Source organism: Streptomyces sp. PSU-S4-23, assembly GCF_055632315.1.
This window is the reverse complement of record NZ_JBVMUU010000002.1, coordinates 4,752,181-4,770,789: the sequence shown is the minus strand read 5'-3', so window position 1 is coordinate 4,770,789 and position 18,609 is coordinate 4,752,181. Positions and strand designations below refer to the sequence as shown.

At 70.7% G+C, this 18,609-nt stretch carries 16 protein-coding genes, 1 tRNA gene and 2 pseudogenes; 9 read left to right on the top strand and 10 right to left on the bottom strand.

Annotated elements, in window-relative coordinates; genetic code table 11:
- The first annotated feature begins 83 nt into the window (after positions 1-83).
- Positions 84-1,061 (top strand): ATPase BagA, encoded by a 978-nt coding sequence (gene bagA, locus ACZ79I_RS21920; protein WP_471499184.1) that lies wholly within the window; start codon positions 84-86, stop codon positions 1,059-1,061.
- Complete coding sequence (gene bagB, locus ACZ79I_RS21915; RefSeq protein WP_471499183.1) at positions 1,058-2,482, top strand: ATPase BagB; 1,425 nt, start codon at positions 1,058-1,060, stop codon at positions 2,480-2,482. The genes bagA and bagB overlap by 4 nt, the downstream gene beginning before the upstream one ends.
- A 422-nt stretch (positions 2,483-2,904) precedes the next feature.
- Here bagB and wblA read toward each other — a convergent pair whose 3' ends face one another.
- The gene (gene wblA, locus ACZ79I_RS21910; RefSeq protein ID WP_310763220.1) at positions 2,905-3,243 is read right to left on the bottom strand and encodes a transcriptional regulator WblA; all 339 of its coding nucleotides are present in this window, start codon (positions 3,241-3,243) and stop codon (positions 2,905-2,907) included.
- A gap of 408 nt (positions 3,244-3,651) precedes the next feature.
- Between wblA and ACZ79I_RS21905 the strand changes: the two genes are divergently transcribed.
- A complete protein-coding gene (locus ACZ79I_RS21905) occupies positions 3,652-5,910 on the top strand; it encodes a transglycosylase domain-containing protein (protein WP_471499182.1) in 2,259 nt (752 codons plus the stop codon).
- Between the two features lie 191 nt (positions 5,911-6,101).
- Here the strand turns inward: ACZ79I_RS21905 and ACZ79I_RS21900 are convergent, their stop codons facing one another.
- Positions 6,102-6,569 (bottom strand): GatB/YqeY domain-containing protein, encoded by a 468-nt coding sequence (locus tag ACZ79I_RS21900; protein WP_471499181.1) that lies wholly within the window; start codon positions 6,567-6,569, stop codon positions 6,102-6,104.
- Positions 6,570-6,711: 142 nt separating this feature from the next.
- Here ACZ79I_RS21900 and ACZ79I_RS21895 point away from each other — a divergent pair, with 142 nt between their 5' ends.
- The 3 genes from ACZ79I_RS21895 to ACZ79I_RS21885 all read left to right on the top strand — a co-directional run bounded on the left by ACZ79I_RS21895 (position 6,712) and on the right by ACZ79I_RS21885 (position 8,618).
- The gene (locus ACZ79I_RS21895; protein WP_471499180.1) at positions 6,712-7,638 is read left to right on the top strand and encodes a metallophosphoesterase; all 927 of its coding nucleotides are present in this window, start codon (positions 6,712-6,714) and stop codon (positions 7,636-7,638) included.
- 84 nt (positions 7,639-7,722) lie between these two features.
- Positions 7,723-8,511 carry a Pr6Pr family membrane protein gene (locus tag ACZ79I_RS21890; protein ID WP_471499179.1) on the top strand — a complete coding sequence of 263 codons (789 nt, stop codon included), beginning with the start codon at positions 7,723-7,725 and terminating at the stop codon, positions 8,509-8,511.
- A gap of 33 nt (positions 8,512-8,544) precedes the next feature.
- Positions 8,545-8,618, top strand: a tRNA-Pro gene (locus tag ACZ79I_RS21885).
- A 79-nt stretch (positions 8,619-8,697) separates the two neighbouring features.
- Here the strand turns inward: ACZ79I_RS21885 and ACZ79I_RS21880 are convergent.
- Together ACZ79I_RS21880 and ACZ79I_RS21875 are read right to left on the bottom strand one after the other, a co-directional pair.
- A pseudogene (locus tag ACZ79I_RS21880) lies at positions 8,698-9,724 on the bottom strand (tyrosine-type recombinase/integrase).
- Between the two features lie 16 nt (positions 9,725-9,740).
- A complete protein-coding gene (locus ACZ79I_RS21875; RefSeq protein WP_471499178.1) occupies positions 9,741-9,953 on the bottom strand; it encodes a hypothetical protein in 213 nt (70 codons plus the stop codon).
- 242 nt (positions 9,954-10,195) lie between these two features.
- Between ACZ79I_RS21875 and ACZ79I_RS21870 the strand changes: the two genes are divergently transcribed.
- Positions 10,196-10,528, top strand: a complete 333-nt coding sequence (locus ACZ79I_RS21870; protein ID WP_471499177.1) for a hypothetical protein — start codon at positions 10,196-10,198, stop codon at positions 10,526-10,528.
- 535 nt (positions 10,529-11,063) lie between these two features.
- Here the strand turns inward: ACZ79I_RS21870 and ACZ79I_RS21865 are convergent.
- The 5 genes from ACZ79I_RS21865 to ACZ79I_RS21845 form a co-directional block, all read right to left on the bottom strand.
- Positions 11,064-11,267, bottom strand: coding sequence for a hypothetical protein (locus ACZ79I_RS21865; protein ID WP_471499176.1), 204 nt, complete (start codon positions 11,265-11,267; stop codon positions 11,064-11,066).
- Between the two features lie 283 nt (positions 11,268-11,550).
- Positions 11,551-12,660 carry an ABC transporter ATP-binding protein gene (locus ACZ79I_RS21860; RefSeq protein WP_471499175.1) on the bottom strand — a complete coding sequence of 370 codons (1,110 nt, stop codon included), beginning with the start codon at positions 12,658-12,660 and terminating at the stop codon, positions 11,551-11,553.
- Positions 12,657-13,334 carry a molybdate ABC transporter permease subunit gene (modB, locus tag ACZ79I_RS21855; RefSeq protein ID WP_471499174.1) on the bottom strand — a complete coding sequence of 226 codons (678 nt, stop codon included), beginning with the start codon at positions 13,332-13,334 and terminating at the stop codon, positions 12,657-12,659. Before modB ends, ACZ79I_RS21860 begins: the two co-directional genes overlap by 4 nt.
- Positions 13,335-13,345: 11 nt before the next feature.
- Positions 13,346-14,167, bottom strand: coding sequence for a molybdate ABC transporter substrate-binding protein (modA, locus tag ACZ79I_RS21850; RefSeq protein WP_471499173.1), 822 nt, complete (start codon positions 14,165-14,167; stop codon positions 13,346-13,348).
- Positions 14,164-15,189, bottom strand: coding sequence for a substrate-binding domain-containing protein (locus tag ACZ79I_RS21845; RefSeq protein ID WP_471499172.1), 1,026 nt, complete (start codon positions 15,187-15,189; stop codon positions 14,164-14,166). Before ACZ79I_RS21845 ends, modA begins: the two co-directional genes overlap by 4 nt.
- Before the next feature lie 469 nt (positions 15,190-15,658).
- Here ACZ79I_RS21845 and ACZ79I_RS21840 point away from each other — a divergent pair, with 469 nt between their 5' ends.
- Entirely contained in the window at positions 15,659-15,889 is a 231-nt protein-coding gene (locus tag ACZ79I_RS21840; protein WP_471499171.1) for a hypothetical protein, read from the top strand.
- A 34-nt stretch (positions 15,890-15,923) separates the two neighbouring features.
- On the opposite strand, the pseudogene ACZ79I_RS21835 reads toward ACZ79I_RS21840, so the two are convergent.
- A pseudogene (locus ACZ79I_RS21835) lies at positions 15,924-16,298 on the bottom strand (tyrosine-type recombinase/integrase); the annotation flags it as partial.
- On the opposite strand from ACZ79I_RS21835, the gene ACZ79I_RS21830 reads away from it, so the two are divergent.
- Positions 16,227-18,410, top strand: coding sequence for a hypothetical protein (locus ACZ79I_RS21830; RefSeq protein ID WP_471499170.1), 2,184 nt, complete (start codon positions 16,227-16,229; stop codon positions 18,408-18,410). The pseudogene ACZ79I_RS21835 and the gene ACZ79I_RS21830 sit on opposite strands and share 72 nt — an antisense overlap.
- The last annotated feature ends 199 nt before the right edge of the window (positions 18,411-18,609 follow it).

The following is an 18,609-nucleotide window of genomic DNA, read 5'->3' as shown; positions in this document are numbered from 1 at the left end:
CGGTCGGCCGCGCGGCCGACCGTCGCGGCGGTTGTCCACAGCCTCCGGCGTGTGCCGAGCGCGGACTGGTTACGCTCGAAGACGTGAGCAGGCTCCAGGTCGTCAGCGGCAAGGGCGGGACCGGAAAGACCACGGTCGCCGCGGCACTCGCGCTCGCCCTCGCGACAGAAGGCAAACGCACCCTTCTGGTCGAGGTCGAGGGCAGACAGGGCATCGCGCAGCTCTTCGAGACGGAAGCGCTGCCGTACGAGGAACGGAAGATCGCCGTCGCCCCGGGTGGAGGCGAGGTGTACGCACTGGCCATCGACCCCGAGCTGGCACTGCTGGACTACCTGCAGATGTTCTACAAGCTGGGCGGCGCGGGACGGGCCCTGAAGAAGCTGGGCGCCATCGACTTCGCCACCACCATCGCGCCCGGCCTCAGGGACGTGCTGCTGACGGGCAAGGCGTGCGAGGCCGTCCGCAGGAAGGACCGCGGCGGCCGGTTCCTGTACGACTACGTGGTGATGGACGCCCCGCCCACCGGGCGCATCACCCGCTTCCTGAACGTGAACGACGAGGTGGCGGGTCTCGCCAAGATCGGCCCGATACACAATCAGGCCCAGGCGGTGATGCGGGTGCTGAAGTCCCCGGAGACGGCCGTGCACCTGGTGACGCTCCTTGAGGAGATGCCCGTCCAGGAGACCGCGGACGGCATCGCCGAGCTGCGCGCCGCCAGGCTGCCGGTGGGCCGGATCATCGTGAACATGGTGCGGCCCTCGGTCCTGGGCCAGTCGGAGCTGGAGCTGGCCCGCACGGCACCGCGGACGGCCATCGCCACGTCCCTGTCGGGCGCCGGGCTCGGCGGTGCGCGCCGCGGCGGGCTCTCGGAGCGGCTGGTCGGCCCGCTGCTGGAGCAGGCCGACGAGTACGCGGAGCGGTTCGCCCTGGAGCGCGAGCAGCGCGCGGTGCTCACGGAGCTGGGCCTGCCCCTGCACGAACTGCCGCTGCTCGCCGAGGGCATGGACCTCGCGGGCCTGTACGAACTTGCCACGGAACTGCGTCAGCAAGGGATCTCATGAGCTCGGACCCGGCCCCCACGCACGACGGCACGGCCTCCGCACCCGATGCGGCACACCCCCACGACACCGGCTCCGTGCGCGCGTTGAACCCCGTACCCGCCCTGGAGGTCGACGCCCTCCTCGACGACCCGACGACCCGGATCATCGTGTGCTGCGGCTCCGGCGGCGTCGGCAAGACGACCACGGCCGCGGCCCTGGGGCTGCGGGCCGCCGAGCGCGGCCGCAAGGTGGTCGTGCTCACCATCGACCCCGCCCGCCGCCTCGCCCAGTCGATGGGCATCGACGCGCTCGACAACACCCCGCGGCGGGTGAAGGGCGTCGAGGACGCGGAGGGCGGCGAGCTGCACGCCATGATGCTCGACATGAAGCGCACCTTCGACGAGATCGTCGAGGCGCACGCGGACCCCGATCGGGCGGCCGCCATCCTGGGCAATCCCTTCTACGAGTCGCTCTCCGCGGGCTTCGCCGGCACGCAGGAGTACATGGCGATGGAGAAGCTGGGGCAGCTGCGCGCGCGGGACGAGTGGGACCTGATCGTCGTCGACACACCGCCCTCACGCTCGGCGCTGGACTTCCTGGACGCTCCCAAGCGCCTCGGGTCCTTTCTGGACGGCAAGCTGATCAGGGTGCTGATGGCCCCCGCGAAGATGGGCGGCCGTGCGGGGATGAAGTTCCTGAACGTCGGGATGACGATGATGACGGGTGTCCTGGGGAAGCTGCTCGGGGGCCAGCTCCTGAAGGACGTCCAGACGTTCGTGGCCGCCATGGACACCATGTTCGGCGGGTTCCGCACGCGCGCCGACGCCACGTACAGGCTGCTGCAGGCGCCCGGCACCGCGTTCCTGGTGGTGGCGGCCCCCGAGCGGGACGCGCTGCGCGAGGCCGCGTACTTCGTGGAGCGCCTGGCCGCCGAGGACATGCCGCTGGCGGGTCTGGTGCTCAACCGGGTGCACGGCAGCGGCGCCGCCCATCTGTCGGCCGAGCGGGCACTGGCCGCCGCGGAGACCCTGGACCTCGCCGCCGATCCGCCCGGCGCCGAAAATCTTGAGGGGTCCCGCATTGTGGATCAGAAGGGCGGGAAAGCTGGACTTCGTAACTCTCCCGACACGCACGGAAGTTCAGAATCTCCCTCATCCGCTGCACCGGCTCCCGACGCAGGCTCCCCCGCCCCCACGGATCCGGATCGGAGCATCGAACAACTCACCGCGGGCTTGCTGCGGCTGCATGCGGAACGTATGCAGTTGCTCTCCCGCGAGCAGCGCACACGTGACCGCTTCACCGCACTCCACCCCGAGGTGGCCGTGGCGGAGGTGGCCGCACTGCCCGGCGACGTCCATGACCTCGCGGGCCTACGGGACATCGGGGACCGCCTCGCGGCCAACCGACCGGAGCGCCCGGAGACACGCGAGGCGCCCGCGTGAGGGCCCGGGATCGCCTGCCACGGCGGCGGCCGCCCAGCCGGCAGCGGCACGCGTTCCTCCTCGGCACGTGCGGCGCTTCCTCGGCAATGTCAGGCGCACGCGCGAGACGTCCGCGCGAGATGCCCGTAGTGAGGCGCGTGCACGCGGCTCCCGGTGAAGCGGGCTGCACCTGACGTCCGGTCTGCGGTCCCGTGCGGACCCGGCACCGGGCGCTCAGGGGCCAAGTCCCGAGCCCAGGGGCCCGAGACGGCACCGCATACGGGCCGTGGGCATGGCGCGAGGCCGTGGGGAATGCCCGAAGGGCCCGACTGCGGACGGCAGGAAGCGGCGTGACCGCGTGCCCGGGACGCCCATTGGTGTATGACCGCGCCGGCCGTGGCACACCTGCCGGCCGCGCTCCGGACTCCCCGCAGTGGACGCGCTCAGCTCACCGCCGCGTAGTTCTCGTACGCCTCTTCCTCGTCGAGGGGCAGTAGGCCCGCCCCGCGCTCGTACTCCGTACGCGCGGTCTCCAGCAGTCGACGCCACGACGTGACGGTCGGCCGCCTGCGCAGCAGTGCGCGGCGCTCCCGCTCCGTCATGCCACCCCACACGCCGAACTCGACGCGGTTGTCCAGCGCGTCGGCCAGGCACTCCGTGCGTACCGGGCACCCGGTGCACACCGCCTTCGCCCTGTTCTGCGCTGCTCCTTGAACGAACAGTTCATCCGGATCGGTAGTGCGGCAGGCCGCCTGCGCACTCCAGTCGGTTACCCAGCCCATACCGGCGCCGTCCTCTCCCGAATCGAGGCTCCCCCACGGCGGCAGCGGCATATTCACCGCCGCCAGTTGAGGACGTTACGGAAGGTGGGCACAGCGCAACACCCCCGAGGGGCCCAATCTTGAATGGCCCGAACGGACTATGGGTAAGCGGCAGATCACCCGGGGGAGTGAGCTGGCGACATACGCGACTTTCCGGGCAAACCGGGATGGTCCAGTGGCGTCACAACGGACGCCCGCTGACACACAAGGCGGATTCGGGCACGCACCCGACAAGAAATCGGGGGAACACCGGAACGATTCGGGGTCGCCGGACGTACTTGATACGTGGCCCTACTGCTGTGACAGTTGGGAGCAGCTTAGGCCAAGGCATATACGCGTGTCCGGCGAATGAGAACGTAGGCTGCCCTCATGCCAAAGAAGCGCTCGGGCGGGGGGCTGTCCCCCGTGCAGCAGGCCACCAAGTTCCTCGGCGTGAGTGTGCTCGCGGGGGCGGTGATGGCCGGCATCGCCCTGCCCGCCGCGGGTGCGCTCGGGCTCGCGGCCAAGGGATCGGTCCAGGGATTCGACGAGATCCCGGCCAACCTCAAGAGCCCGCAGCTCAGCCAGCGCACCACCATCCTGGACAACAAGGGCGGCCAGATCGCGACGGTCTACTCGCGCGACCGCACGGTGGTGGACCTCAAGGACGTCTCGCCGTACATGCAGAAGGCGATCGTCGCGATCGAGGACTCGCGGTTCTACCAGCACGGCGCGATCGACCTGAAGGGCGTCCTGCGCGCGCTGAACCAGAACGCGCAGAACGGCGGAGTGGCCCAGGGCGCCTCCACGCTCACCCAGCAGCTGGTGAAGAACTACTTCGTGGAGGAGGCCGGCGACGACCCGACGAAGGTCGCCCAGGCCACCCAGCAGACCATCGGCCGCAAGATCCGCGAGCTGAAGTACGCGATCCAGATCGAGAACACGCTCGGCAAGAAGAAGATCCTCGAGAACTACCTGAACATCACGTTCTTCGGCCAGCAGGCGTACGGCGTCGAGGCGGCCTCCCAGCGCTACTTCTCCAAGCACGCCAAGGACCTGAACCTCCAGGAGGCCGCGCTCCTCGCGGGCCTCGTCCAGTCGCCCACGCGGTACGACCCGGTGAACGACGAGGCGGAGGCCAAAAAGCGGCGCAACGTGGTGCTGCAGCGCATGGCCGATGTGCATGACATCTCGCAGGACGAGGCGGACAAGGCCAAGAAGACGGTCCTCGGGCTGCAGGTGAGCCGGCCGAAGAACGGCTGCATCACGGCGGTCAAGGGAGCGGGCTTCTTCTGCGACTACGTGCGCGAGGTGTTCCTGAACGACCCGGTGTTCGGCAAGACCCGGGAGACCCGGGCCAAGACCTGGAACCGCGGCGGTCTGACGATCCGTACGACGCTGGATCCGCAGGCGCAGGAATCGGTGCAGCAGTCCATCAAGGACCACGTCAACAAGAGCGACGACGTGGCCACGGCCGCGACCATCGTGGAACCCGGCACCGGAAAGATCCTCGGTATGGGCCAGTCCCGGCCGTACGGCTTCGGCAAGGACGAGACGCAGATCAACCTGTCGGTGGACAGGTCCATGGGCGGCGGCGCGGGCTACCAGCCCGGTTCGACGTTCAAGCCGATCGTGGCCGCGGCCGCCATCGAGGGCGGCAAGCCGGCGACCCAGGAGTACGCGTCGCCGTACGAGATGCCGTACCCGAGCCCGGTCGCGGCCTGCGACGGCAGGAAGTGGGTGAACACGGAGAACTCCAAGCTCACCAACGAGAACGAGTCGGAGCGCGGCCCTTACGCGATGAAGGAGGCGACCGCCAAGTCGGTCAACACCTACTACGTGCAGCTGATCAGCGACATCGGCATCTGCCCGGTGATAGACATGGCCGGCAAGATGGGCGCGAACCGCGCGGACGGCCGGAAGATCACCGAGGCCCCGTCGATCGCGCTCGGCACCCAGGAGATGTCGCCGCTGACGATGGCGAACGCGTACGCGACCTTCGCCTCCCGCGGGATGTACTGCACTCCGGTCGCCATCGAGTCGATCACGCAGACCGTCGGCGGCCAGCACAAGTCCCTGGACGTCCCGAAGTCGACGTGCACGCGCGCGATGTCGGAGAGCACCGCGGACACGGTCACCACCATCCTGAAGGGTGTCGTCGAGGACGGTACGGGTCAGCAGGCCGGCCTCGGCGATCGTCCCAGCGCGGGCAAGACCGGTACGACGGACTTCCGCTACGCCGCCTGGTTCGTCGGCTACACGCCGAACATGGCCGGCGCGGTGTGGGTCGGCGACCCGGCGCACAAGCGGCGCATGACCAACATCACCATCGGCGGTGTCACCTACGAGAAGGTCTTCGGCGGCCAGGTCCCGGGCCCGATCTGGCGCGACATGATGACGGGCGCCCTGGCGGGCAAGCCGGTCGAGGACTTCTCCCTCGTCGACATCCCCGACCCCATCCCCGACGGGGGCGACAAGAACGGTGACGGAAAGGGCAACGGCAACCGCAACGGCGGCCAGACCATCGGCGGCCTGATCACCGGAGGAGCCGGTGGCGGCGGGCTCCCGACGCCCAGCTTCTCGATCCCCGACGGATGGATCCAGGGGAACGGAAACGGCGGGAACGGAAACGGCGGACTGCGCGGATAGCTCGCTCCCGCGCTCGCGGATCTTCCCGCAGGCCCTCCCGAGGGCCTGCGGGGGGCTCTGAGGCTTCCGATACGTCCTGGACTTCTGTACTCCCTATGTTCCTGTACTTCCTGTGCTTCCTGTACGACGACGGGGCGCCCCTCGGCCGGAGGGGCGCCCCGTCGTCGTACGCGCTGACCAGGAGCGAACCGTCAGCCGCCCGCGAGGAGCTGCTTGACCACCGCGGCGACACGGCCGCCCTCCGCCTGACCGGCCACCTTCGGGTTCACGATCTTCATGACCTGGCCCATCGCGCGCGGGCCCTCGGCGCCGGCCGCCTTCGCCTCCTCCACGGCCTGGGCGACGATCTGCCGCAGCTCGTCGTCGGACAGCTGCTTGGGCAGGTACGCGGCGAGCACCTCGCCCTCCGCCTTCTCCCGCTCGGCCTGCGCGGTGCGCCCGCCCTGCGCGAAGGCATCGGCGGCCTCGCGGCGCTTCTTCGCCTCGCGGGTGATCACCTTGGTGACCTCCTCGTCGGAGAGCACGCGCTTCTCCTTGCCCGCGACCTCCTCCTTGGTGATCGCGGCGAGCGTCAGCCGGAGCGTCGAGGAGCGGAGCTCGTCGCGCTCCTTGATCGCGGCGTTGAGGTCTTCCTGCAGCTTCGACTTGAGCGTGGTCATGGCTTGATTGTCGCAGGCGTGACGGTGCATCCGCCCGCCGATTTCGAGGGGGCCGCGCGAGTCGTCCGACGGCCGCCGCCGACCGGCCGCGGTTGTCCACAGGCGTGCGCGGGCCCCCTTCTGGTTCTGACACGATGGTCATATGCGCGCGCGATACGGAGTACCCCTGGGAATCACGGCGGTCGCCGCCGCCGGACTGCTGTACTCGGCCGGGTTCGAGGTCCGTTCCTTCCGGCTGCGCCGGGCGACGGTCCCGGTGCTGCCCCCGGGGGCGCACCCGCTGCGCGTGCTCCAGGTCTCGGACATCCACATGGTGAGCGGGCAGCGCAAGAAGCAGCGCTGGCTGCGCTCACTGGCCGGCCTGCGCCCCGACTTCGTACTCAACACCGGGGACAACCTGTCCGACCCGGAGGGCGTGCCGGAGGTGCTGGACGCGCTGGGCCCGCTGATGGAGTTCCCCGGGGCCTACGTCTTCGGTTCGAACGACTACTACGGCCCCAAACTGCGCAACCCCGGCCGCTACTTGGTGGAGAAGGCGAGGGGCCGCCACGGCCTGAACGGCAACCCGCCCGTGGTCCGCGCCATCCACAACCCCTGGGAAGACCTGCGTGACGGCTTCGACGCGGCGGGCTGGCTGAACCTGACGAACACCCGGGGGACGCTGAAGATCGACGGCCTGGAGGTCGAGCTGACGGGCCTGGACGACCCCCACATCAGGCGCGACCGGTACGCCCATGTGGCGGGCGGCCCCTCCACGGCGGCGGACTTCTCCATGGGTGTGGTCCACGCTCCCTACCTGCGCGTCCTGGACGCGTTCACAGCGGACGGCTATCCGCTGGTCCTGGCGGGCCACACCCACGGCGGCCAGCTGTGCATCCCCTTCTACGGCGCCCTGGTCACCAACTGCGACCTCGACACCGACCGGGTGAAGGGCCTGTCGCGGCACACGGCGGAGGGCCGCACGTCATACCTGCATGTGTCGGCGGGCTGTGGGACGAACCGCTACACGCCGGTGCGGTTCGCGTGTCCGCCCGAGGCGACACTGCTGACGCTGATGCCGAGGGAATAGCGGCCTCCGCCCGGATTCAAGCGAAGGTAACCCACCCGGATCACCTGTATCGCCCGTTCTGCCCGATTCACTTAGCGTGAGGGCATGATCGCCCCGATACCCAAGGACATCCCGGACCTGCCCGCGGTACCGGGCATGCCGACGCTGCTGCCGTCCGACGTCCCCGCGGCGGCCGTGATGACCCCGGTCCGCCGCCCGGTGACAGCGGCCTACCGCCTGCTGGTGGCGCTCGCCACCGCGGCGGCCGTGGCGCTCGACCTGGTCCTCGGACCCAGTCCGGTCCGGGTGCTGAGCTACTTCACGATCCAGACCGGCGTGCTCGTCGCGCCGGTCTTCGCGCTGTCGGCGTGGCGGGCGTGGACGGCCCGCCGCCCGCTGCCGCCGCTGGTGACCGGCGGCACGCTGTTCTACACCCTGATCGCGGGCCTGCTCTACCACGTGGTCCTGGTGAACGAACCGGGCACGTTCTCGATGACCGGCCCCACCGACGCGCTCACAGGCTGGCCGGCTCTCGCCAACCAGATACTGCACACCGCGACCCCCGCCGCGGCGCTGCTGGACTGGCTCCTGCTGACCCACCCGGCCCCCCTGGGCCTGCGGCACGCGACACGATGGCTGCTGTACCCGGTGGCGTACCTGATCTTCTCCCTGACACGGGGAGCGCTGATCCCGCAGGGCCGGGAGGGCCGCTACCTCTATCCCTTCCTGGACGCCGGCCACCTCGGCTACAAGAGCGTCCTAGGCAACGCACTCCTGCTCGGCCTGGCGTTCTTCGTCGTGGCCCTCCTCCTGGTCGCCGCCGACCACGTCCGCCCGGACCCGATCCGCCGCCGCCCGAAAACCGGATTTCGTCTCCAGCCACCAGTGGGCTAAAGTAAACGACGTCGCCGCGAGAAGCAGCGACATCGGGGTGTAGCGCAGCTTGGCAGCGCGCTTCGTTCGGGACGAAGAGGTCGTGGGTTCAAATCCCGCCACCCCGACAGCCGAAACACCAGGTGAGGCACCTACCGGTCTTGGTAGGTGCCTCACCTGTTTCTGTGTGCGTGTCTATCTGCGTGACTACCGCTCCGAATCGCGCTTGAAGATGCCGTCCATGACCACAGCGCCGGTCTGGATCACGGGGCGGATCTGCTTCCGGTAGACCTCCTCGGTCACGGCCGTGCCGGAGTGCCCGACGAGCCGGGAGATCTCTTCCAGCGGGACACCCCGGTCGGAGAGCAGGGACACGAAGCTGTGCCGCAGCTCCCTCGGAGTCCACTCGTCGGCGTTGATCCCATCGATGCCCTTGAGCGCCTGCCGGAAGGCGCGGCGGACGTTGGCCGCATCGAGCGGCTTGCCCACGGCCGAGAACACGAGCCCGTGTTCCTCCCACTCCTCGTCGGCGGCGAGCCGATCCCATCCCTGATCTTCGAATTGCCGCCAGAGGGCTTCGACGCAGCGCGCCGACAGAGCGAGTGCGCCGGGACTTCCGGGTCTTGGTGTCCCCGCCCCGGCGGACCGAGCGCCACACCGCGATGTGCGGGGGCTGCGGCGGGTCGGCGTCCGGCTTGCCCTTCAGGAAGACGTGGTCCCAGGTGAGTGCCCGCAACTCCTCCGTGCGTGCACCGGTCAGCAGGGCGACGACGATGTACGCGTACATCGAGGTCCCCTCGGCGCCTTTGAGCACCGCCTCAGCCTGAGCGAAGGTGAACGCCTTGGAGGGGCGCCCCGGTTGCCCCTGGGGCACTGAGCACAGCTCCACGACGTTGCGCTTCACCTTGTCCCGGGCCATGGCCCGCTTGACCGCGCGGTTCAGGCAGGAGTGGATCGACTGAAGGGTACGGGTGCTGAGCGTCTTCGCCTTGGCGGCCAGCCATCGGTCGACGTCTTCCGCACTCAGGTCACGGAGCTTGCGAGCGCCAAGGGACGGGACGACGTGCGTCTGGCTCAGGATCGCGCAGGTCTTGGCCGTGCTGGGGTCGATGCCAACCAGGCCGTACGCGAGCCAGTCCGTCACCGCATCCTTGACCGTGTAGTTGGTGGGTGCGATCGCGAGGCTGTCGGCGCACCCGCCAACGTGGCTGACTGTCGTCCAGCTGAGGCTCAGACGGCTCACACGATGGCTACGCCCCCTGGACACCCCGCCTCACGAGTTCGTCATCGACAGCGCGAAGCCGCTGCCGCCACTCCCGCGCAGCCTTGGGGTTGCGACCCATGCCACGCGCCACGGCACCCTCGGCCCGCTGAGCGGCGAAGGCCCGCCGCTCCCGCAACTGCTCGACAGACAGGCCGGCCAGATCCGCGTACCAGTTGTCGTAGAGCTTCCAACGACTCATGACCCCAGGGTGCCGACCACCACGACCCGCCGCACACCAATTTCGGGCACCCGCGATCGCCTGTTGCCCGACGGCACCACAACCGCACCAGATCGAGCGGGGAACAGCGGGGAGTCATGGGGAAAAACCCGACGACGCCACAGCCAGACCGTTCGCCCAGGTCAGCCTCCGAACCAGCCCCAAATGCCCGCAGCTTCCCAACCTGATGGCGCTCTTCTCTGGGCTGCGCCATCGTCGGACCCATGTCAGAGTTCGCGTGGCCTCTGGAGTCGCCGCCACCTGAGGAAGTTCGTAAGTCTTGGCCCAAGACCGTGGCCGCTCTCCCCGCCGGCACCCACGTCACGGGGCGAGTCATCGGGCGACAGAGGTTCGGTGTCTTCGTCCAGATCGAGGGCCACGCCAACGCTGTCGGCCTCGCCGAGGTCGGAGGGAACATGCCCCACCACATGGAGTTGCCTGAGCTGGGGACTGAAGTCGGCGGGTGGGTCATTGACCACGCAGACCACAATCACCAGGTCAAGATCAGGCTTGATGAGTGGACGGCTGGTCCGGCAGGTCGCCAGGTGAGTGTCTAACTGCGTGACAACGCGGACGCACACCGGAGGACGAGCACGGACACCAGCGGACCAGCAGCGCAGGTGACGAGCACACCAGCCCAAGGCACAGCCCCCGCCCAAGTTGCTTCGGGACGAAGAGGTCGTGGGTTCAAATCCCGCCACCCCGACAGAGGAACACTAGGTCAGGGGCCTGATCCGCATCGCGGGTCGGGCCCCTGGGTGTTTCCGGGGGCCATTTCGGCAGCCATTTGGGAGCCGAGTTCGGAAGACGGCTCCCGGCGGTTCTCCCGAGAGCCTTCCTAATCTCCGGCCTCCGCCTTGCAGCAGAGTGTGCAGGTGATCCGTCCTCAGCAGCCCGCCGATGCGGCGGTGGCCTCCTGCGGGGAGCCCGGTCCCGTCTCCGGGCGGGCCGCACGGGATGCGGCGACCCGAGTTCGGCTCTCCTCCGCCTGAGGGCCCGGCTTCGAGCCCGACCTGGTGCGGGCACAAGCGTACGCGGGGCGGCTGATGGCGGATGGCCAGTGGATGGTGCACCAGTCGGTAAGCCTGGCGTTCACCGTGCATCCGGGCACCCGTACAGAAGCAGCCCGGCTGCAGCTGAACGGCCTGGGTGAGGAGAGCCGCTCCAGCCCACCGCCCGTGCCCCGGCCCAGTAGATGCGGACCCGGTCGAGCACCGCCACCGCCTGGGTGTGCTCCAGCACCTCCTGCACGCTGAGCAGGCAGCACCGCAGCCGGTCCTCCTCGTCGACGAGCACGACCGCGCACGGGCCCCTGGCGGCCAGGTGGGCAGGGCGCTCCCGAAGGGCGCGGCCCCGGCGAGGGCATCGGAGACGCCTTCGATCGCACCGAGCGCGGCGGCTGGGGCGCCGAGGGTCGAGGTCAGCAGGGACGGCAGTAGCGCAGTGGGGATCCCGTGGCCGACGTCGGCAAGGAAGCCGGCGGAGCCGATGCCTCTGACCCCGGGGGTGTGCCAGGGCTGATCTGGCTCGGGTGGCGGGTTCGGCGGGTGTGGGCTGGGTGGTCATCGGCGTGCGGCCCTCAGGCGGGGAGAGCGAGGGTGCGGGCGGGGTCGAAGGTGACGGCGACGGCCTGCTGCATGTGCGGTGGGCTGTGGTCGCGGGCGGGAGTGAGGACGGTCAGCGTGTTGTCGTCGGACAAGCGCAGGCGGATTCGGGTCAGGGGGCCTTCGGGGACGGCCTCGGTGACCGTACCGGCGAGGGTGCGGCCGTCGACAGGCGTGTCGCCACTGGTTTCACGTGATTGCAGTACGAGGTGTTCGGCCCGTGCGGCGATCATCGCTCTCGGGCCCGCATCAGCGGCGGGTAGGTGGAGGTGTTGGCCGCCTTCGAGCTCGTAGATCCCCGGACCGGTCCGGGTGGCGGGCAGGAGGTTGTCGTAGCCAAGGGCTCGGGCGGCTGCCGCGCTGGCCGGCCGGTCCATGACGTCGGCGACTGGGCCGCACTGGGCGGTGGTGCCGTCGAGGACGAGCGCCATGCGATCGCCGAGCGCATATGCCTCGGCCCTCTCGTGGGTGACGATCACGACCGGGATGCCCACCTCGCGCAGCAGTGTGCGCAGGTCCGAGCGGATGGAGGCCCTGGTGGGGGTGTCGAGGGCGGACAGCGGTTCGTCCAGGAGCAGCAGGTGCGGGTCGGTGGCCAGCGCCCGGGCCAGGGCGACGCGTTGGGCCTGGCCGCCGGAGACCTGGCCCGCTTTGCGGTCGGCCAGGCCGTGCAGGCCCATCAGATCGAGCAGCTCGGCAAGTCTCTTCGCCTTGCAGTCGCGGCGCATGCCGTAGGTGATGTTCGCCGCGACGGTCAGATGCGGGAAGAGCGCGTAGTCCTGGAAGAGGTATCCGACGCCGCGTTTCTGGACGGGCACGTGGATGCGGTCGGCCGAGTCGTACCAGGTCCGCCCGGCGCAGGTGATGCGGCCGGACTCGGGGGTGTGGAGCCCGGCGAGGACGCGCAGGATGGTGGTCTTGCCGCCGCCGGACGGCCCGAACAGCATCAGTGTCTCGCCCTCGGCCACAGTCAGGTCTGCGGTGATGGCCGGCCCACGCCGGTGCCGGGCCGTGAAGTGGGCCTGGAGCGCGAGATCTTCCTCTCGCGGGTTGGTGGCGGTGGCGGTGGCGCTGGTGAGGGTCATGGGGTGGCTCCTGCGTGGGTGAAGCGGCGCTGGAGGGTGTAGGTGGCGGCCAGCACGGCGAAGGAGAACACCAGTAGGGCGAGGCTGGTGCGGCCGGCCGCGGCGTAGTCCATGGCCTGCACGGAGTCGTAGATGGAGATGGAGACGGTACGGGTCTGGCCGGGCAGGTTGCCGCCCAGCATCAGCACGACGCCGAACTCGCCCACGGTGTGCGCGAAGGAGAGCACAGCGCCGGTCACGATCCCCGGCAGGGCCAGCGGGACGGCGATCCGGGCGAGCGTGGCGGTGCGGGATTCGCCCAACGACCAGGAGGCTTCCAGCAGTTTGCGGTCCACCCCCGCGAAGCCGGCCGCGATGGGCTGGACGGCGAAGGGCAGGCTGAACAGGACCGAGCCGACGAGCAGGCCGGCGAAGGAGAACGGCAGCAGGCTGCCGGTCAGGTCCTCGTACCAGCGGCCGACCGGGGACTTCGGGCCGAGGGCGACGAGTGCGTAGAAGCCCAGTACCGAGGGCGGCAGTACAAGGGGGAGGGCGACGACGGCCTCGATGCCGGTGCGCCACCAGCGGCGGGGTGCGTAGGCGAGCCAGGCGCCCAGCGGCAGCGCGATCAGCAGCAGGATGCCGGTGGTCGCCGCTGCCAGGCGCAGGCTCAGCACAACGGCCTGCCAGTCCACTTCCCGGCTCCCTACCGGCCGGGGAGGTAGAAGCCGTACGCCTTCAGCACCTCACGGGCCTTCGCCGAGCCGAGATAGGCGGTGAACGTCTTCGCGGCGTCGACATCGGCGGCCTTCTTCATGATCACGCCACCCTGGTCGATGCGCGGGTAGGAGGCCAGGCCGACCTCGGCGATGTCGCCCTTGTCCTTCATCGGGCCGGCCTTCGACAGCGACAGGGCGATCACGCCCGCGTCGGCGTTGCCGGAGGTGACGAACTCGGCGGCCTGGGCGATGTTGTCGCCCAGCACCAGCTTCGGCTTGACCTCGTCGTACACCCCGGCGCTCTTGAGCGCGGCGACCGCGGCGCGCCCGTAGGGGGCGTGCTCAGGGTTGGCGATGGCCACCTTGCGGATGCCGGGGTCGGTGAGCTTCTTCAGGCCCCCGGCGGCGATGCCGAACTTCTTGCCCTTGTCCGCCCAGACGACCAGCCGTCCGACCGCATAGTCGAACTGCGAGCCCTCCACCGTCAGCCCGGCCTTGGCCAGCTTGTCCGGGTAGGAGATGTCGGCGGACAGGAACACGTCGAAGGGGGCGCCGTTGGACAGCTGGGTGGCGAAGTTCCCCGACGAGCCGTAGGTGACCTCCACCTTCGTGCCCGGATTGTCCTTGTGGAAGCCCTTCAGCACATCCTCAAGAGCGAACTTCAAATCCGAGGCGGCGGCGACCTTCACCACCTTCGTACCGTTCTTGCCCGTATCCGCCTTCGCGGACGCGTCCTCGCCCGTACCACAGCCCGTCAGCGTGACGGCCGCGGCCAGCAGCCCGGCTATTCCTGCACCGGCGCGCTTCACTCGTTCACCTCTGTTCCGGCGCCGGCCAGCGTGTATCCGCCCAGCCGGCGCAACTGGGCACTCACCCGCGGCGAGCACCACACCTGCAACAACGTCGACATTCCCGGGTGCTCGGTGAACCGCCGGTCCACCCATAGCTGCACCACGTGCTCCTCGAACACGGTGAAATCCAGGCCCGCAGCCGACGCCGCCGCGGCCGTGGTCACCCCGGCAGCCACCTGCCCCGCAGCCGTCATCCGTGCCGACGCCACATGCCCCGACGCCACCGGCCCCACCACCTGCTCCTGTACCCCGGCCGCCACCAGCGCGCGGTGCAGGGCCTGCTCGGACGCGGCCTGGGCATCCCGGTGCGCCACCGGCACCCGGCCCGACCCCACCTCGGCCAGCGACGGCATGGAGTCCCGGTAGGCCAGGCCGACCGGCCATCGGGCCAGCTCCCACCGCGCCACGGGCTCCGGCACCGGCGGCAGGCCGTCGGCCGGGCCGTGCACCACCGCCGCGTGCACCCGTCCCGCGGCGAGCGCGGCGAGGGACCGGCCCGAGGAGGCATGCACCACGACCAGCCGCGCGGCCCCCTTACCGGGAGCGGCCATCGCCGCCATGCCCAGAGCAGGCTCGCACCCCGCCACCACGAACCCGTCACCGCTCGCACCGTCCAGCAGCTGCGGACCCTCCGCCGTCCACACGGCATCGGCCAGGCAGAAGCCGGAAGCGTCCGGCTCCGATATCGGCGACCACACCTGCGTGGAACCCACCCGGGCCACCACAAGCGGCGCCCCCGGCGAGGGCTCGGCATCGTCGGCCAGCACCGGCAGCACCGCGCGTGCGCCACCCCGCCCGAACAGTTCCTCCACTGTGCAGTCCAGCGCAGCCGCCAGCCCCAGCGCAGCCTCCACCGACGGGACCTGCCGTCCCGCCTCCACCGCCGCCACCGACTGCCGCGACATCCCCGCCGCAGCCGCCAGCTCGGCCTGCGACCAGCCGCGAAGCCGCCGCCGCTGCCGTACCCGCTCACCAGTCATGCCAGGAACCTAGCGCAAAGCCAGTATCCGAGCATAGCTCTTGTGGACAACTTCGACGCCCGGACACCACCCCGGGCCCCTGTGTTTGGACGAACCCTCCCGCCGAAGACCCAAGCGTGTCGGCGCAGCGCCTGGCCTGGCGCGGCTACGCGGCGATCGCGCCGAGGCCGGCCGCCCGCGAGTGGACGGTGAGTTTGTCGTGACGGCAGGCGGTCAGGTTCGCCGCACCGGTGCGGCGCCGGGTACGTATCAGGGAGCCGTCCAGCGGCGGTCACCACGACGCTCGCCCCCGGCAGGGTCACGGCGACCTCGGCCGTGGCGCAGGCACGCATCGGGCTGCCCGGTGCCTCTCACCGAGGTGTCCGGGCTCACCGCGACCTCCAGCAGCCAGTGCGGCAAGGCCACAGGAACGAACGGACGGCTTGCTGCCGGTCTTGATCCGTTCGGTCGGTGCTGATCGACTGAACCCATGGCCGTAGACCCCAGCGAGTACGAGAAGGCAATGCCGATCGTTGCAGCCAATCTCGCGAAGATCGAGCGGGCGGTGGACCGGACCCGCGCCTCACATGCGGGACAGCCGTTCACGGCGGTCCATCAGGCACTTGCCGAAGCGCTGCAAGACGAGGGCGCCCAACGTGTCGTGCCCCAGGTCGTCGAGGAGTTGGCGCGCCAGATCTCCGGTGCAGTGACTGGGCCATGAGAACGGCGCGGTGAGTGTCTGACTTGCTGCGTGATTACGGCCGATGGTGATCAGTGCCGAAGATGCGTCCATGACCACGGCACCGGCATGGATCACGGGCCGGAGCTGCTTCCGGTAGACCTCATCGGTGACGGCCGTACCAGAGTGGCCGACGAGCCGGGAGACTCCTCCAGCGGGACACCCCGAGCGGACAGCAAGGACACGAAGCTGTGCCGGAGCTCCCCAGGCGTCCATTCGGCGGCGTCGATCCCGTCTACGTCCTCGGCGCCTGGCGGAGGGCGCGCCAGACGTTGGCCCTGTCGAGCGGCTGGCCCACACCCGGGGAGAAGACGAGCCCGTGTTCCTCCCACTCGTCGTCAGCGGCGAGCCGATCCCGGCCCTGATCCTCGAACTGCTGCCGGAGCGCTTCCTGTCGGACCCGGCTGCGAAGATCGCACCCATGGATCTCGCTGACGCCCTCGCCGGCCTCGACGCCCACCCCTGGGCCTCCGTCTCGCACGCCTACGGCCCCGCCGAGGACCTGCCCGGCCTGCTGCGCGCGCTCGCCGAGGGCGGCGGGGATGCCGAGGAAGCGATCTCTGAGCTGTACTCGTGCATCCTCCACCAGGGCACGGTGTACTCCGCCAGCGTGGACGCCGTCCCGTACCTCGCCCGGATCGCCGCTGCCGCCCGGCCCGGGACGAGCGAAGTCCTCTGCCTGCTCGGCGGGCTGGCCGAGAGCGATGACGAGTGGGAGATCGCGCCGGGCGCCGTACGGGCCGCCGTCGCCACCCAAATACCGGTGCTGGCAACGCTGCTGGCGCATGAAGACGTGAACGTGCGGCTGCTCACCGCCTGGACGCTCGGCCACACCCGGAATACCGAGGCCGCCCCGGTCGCCCTGCGGAGCCGGTGGACGGCCGAGGCCGATCCCCGCGTCCGGGCCGAACTGCTCGTCGCCCTCGGCCGGGTGGACCTCTCCGGCGCCGCCGTCGAGACCCGCGCGCTGCTCGGCGCGGACACGCCCGCGCCACTGCGACTGGCCGCGCTCCTCGTCGCCCTGGCCGCCGGGGAGCCGTGGACCGGCGCCCACCACGAGACCGCGCTCGACCTGCTGCCTGCCCGCGAACTCGCCGTCGACCGGTACAGCATGCACCACCGCGAGCCGCTGCACGCGATCGTCGACAGCCTGCTGCGCCGCGAGACCGAGGCAGACCGCGAGGCCGCCTTCACCCTGCTGGACGCCGCCCTGCGCGACGCCCGCCCCGACGTGCGGGCCGAGGCGCTCTCCGCGGCCGACCACGCCTGCTACCTCTCCCGCAGCGCCCCCCAGCGGCTCGTCCCGGCCATCGCTCCACTCGCCGCCGAGTACCCGGCGTCAGCCCTGCTCGGGAAGCTCGGCCCGGCCGCCGCCGAGGCCGCGCCCGTCCTCGCCGAACTCGCCGCCGAGCCCGACGACGAGGCGGCTGACCGGGCATTGGCCGTGCTCGTCCGGGTCGCGCCCCGACAGGCCGCCCCGCTGCTGGCCCGAGACCTCGACCGGCGCCCCCGCGCGCTCGACGCCGCAGGCGACTTCCAGGCCCCCGCCTTCCCCTTCGACCCGGCCCTGCTCGCCGCCGTTCGCGCGCGCCTGGCCGCGGACGGGCTCGGCAACAACGAGACCGCCGACCTGGTCCACCTGCTGCGCCAGTGGGGCCCGCAGGCCGCCGCCGCCTTGCCCGAGCTGTACGCCGTGCTGCCCCGCTTCCAGTACGCGGCCACGGCCATCACCGCCGTTGCAGCTACCGGCCGAAAGGCCGAGCGCGAGCAGGCCGGCGCCGTGCTGCGGGCCGCCGCCGGGTCGCTGATGGTGGCGCGGGCCCACCACGACCTCACCGGCGAGACCGACGTCCTGCTCGACGCCGTCGCCAAGGCGCTCGCCGCCGGCCCGCGCGAGGTCGCCGAGGCCGCCCAGGCCGCCGCCGCCCTGGGCTCGACAGCCGCCGGACTGCTCCCCGCCCTGAGGGCCGCCGTCAGCGAGGACGCCGAGCCGACCACCCCGCAACTGGACCGCGACGTCGCGATCGCCACTGCCCTGTGGCAGATCGGCGGCGACGCCGAGGAAGCCGTCACGATCCTGGCCTCCGTCCTCGACCGCACCACTGGCAACCAGCTCTGGTACCGGTGGACCGTCGTCCGCGCCATCCGCGCCACGGCCCTCCTCGGCGCGGCCGCCCGGCCCCTGATCCCCCGGCTGGAACAACTGCTCGCCGACCCCGAAAAGGCCCCGGCCGCCGCCCTCGCCCTGCTCGCCATCACCGACCCCGACGTCGTCGACCTCAGGCGACTCGCCGAAGCCACCCTCCACTCCGCCGAAACCGGAGCGGACGTCTCCGGCGCCTGCGAAGCCCTCCAAGCCCTCGGTGCCACCGCCCTGAGCACCCGACAGCGCCTGCGCGTCACCGAACTCGCCGAGGGGGACCGGCGCATCGTCGGCTCAGGCGTCGCGAACAGCATCATCCGCGAGGACGAGCGGCTGCGCGCCGTCCTCACCGCCGTCTGAGCCCGAGGCCGGAGCGGACGAACAGTCGATCGCCGCCCCGGCCCGCCCCCGGACAGCGTGCCGACGGACGGATCCGGACGACGCTGCTGCCGCCGGGACGCCGCCGTGGTGCGCTCCCTCCTGCGGGGCGGTGCCAAGGGTGAGATCAACAGCACTGGACGCCGACGCTCATGCACGGCCCGGCACACTCATCTCGGCC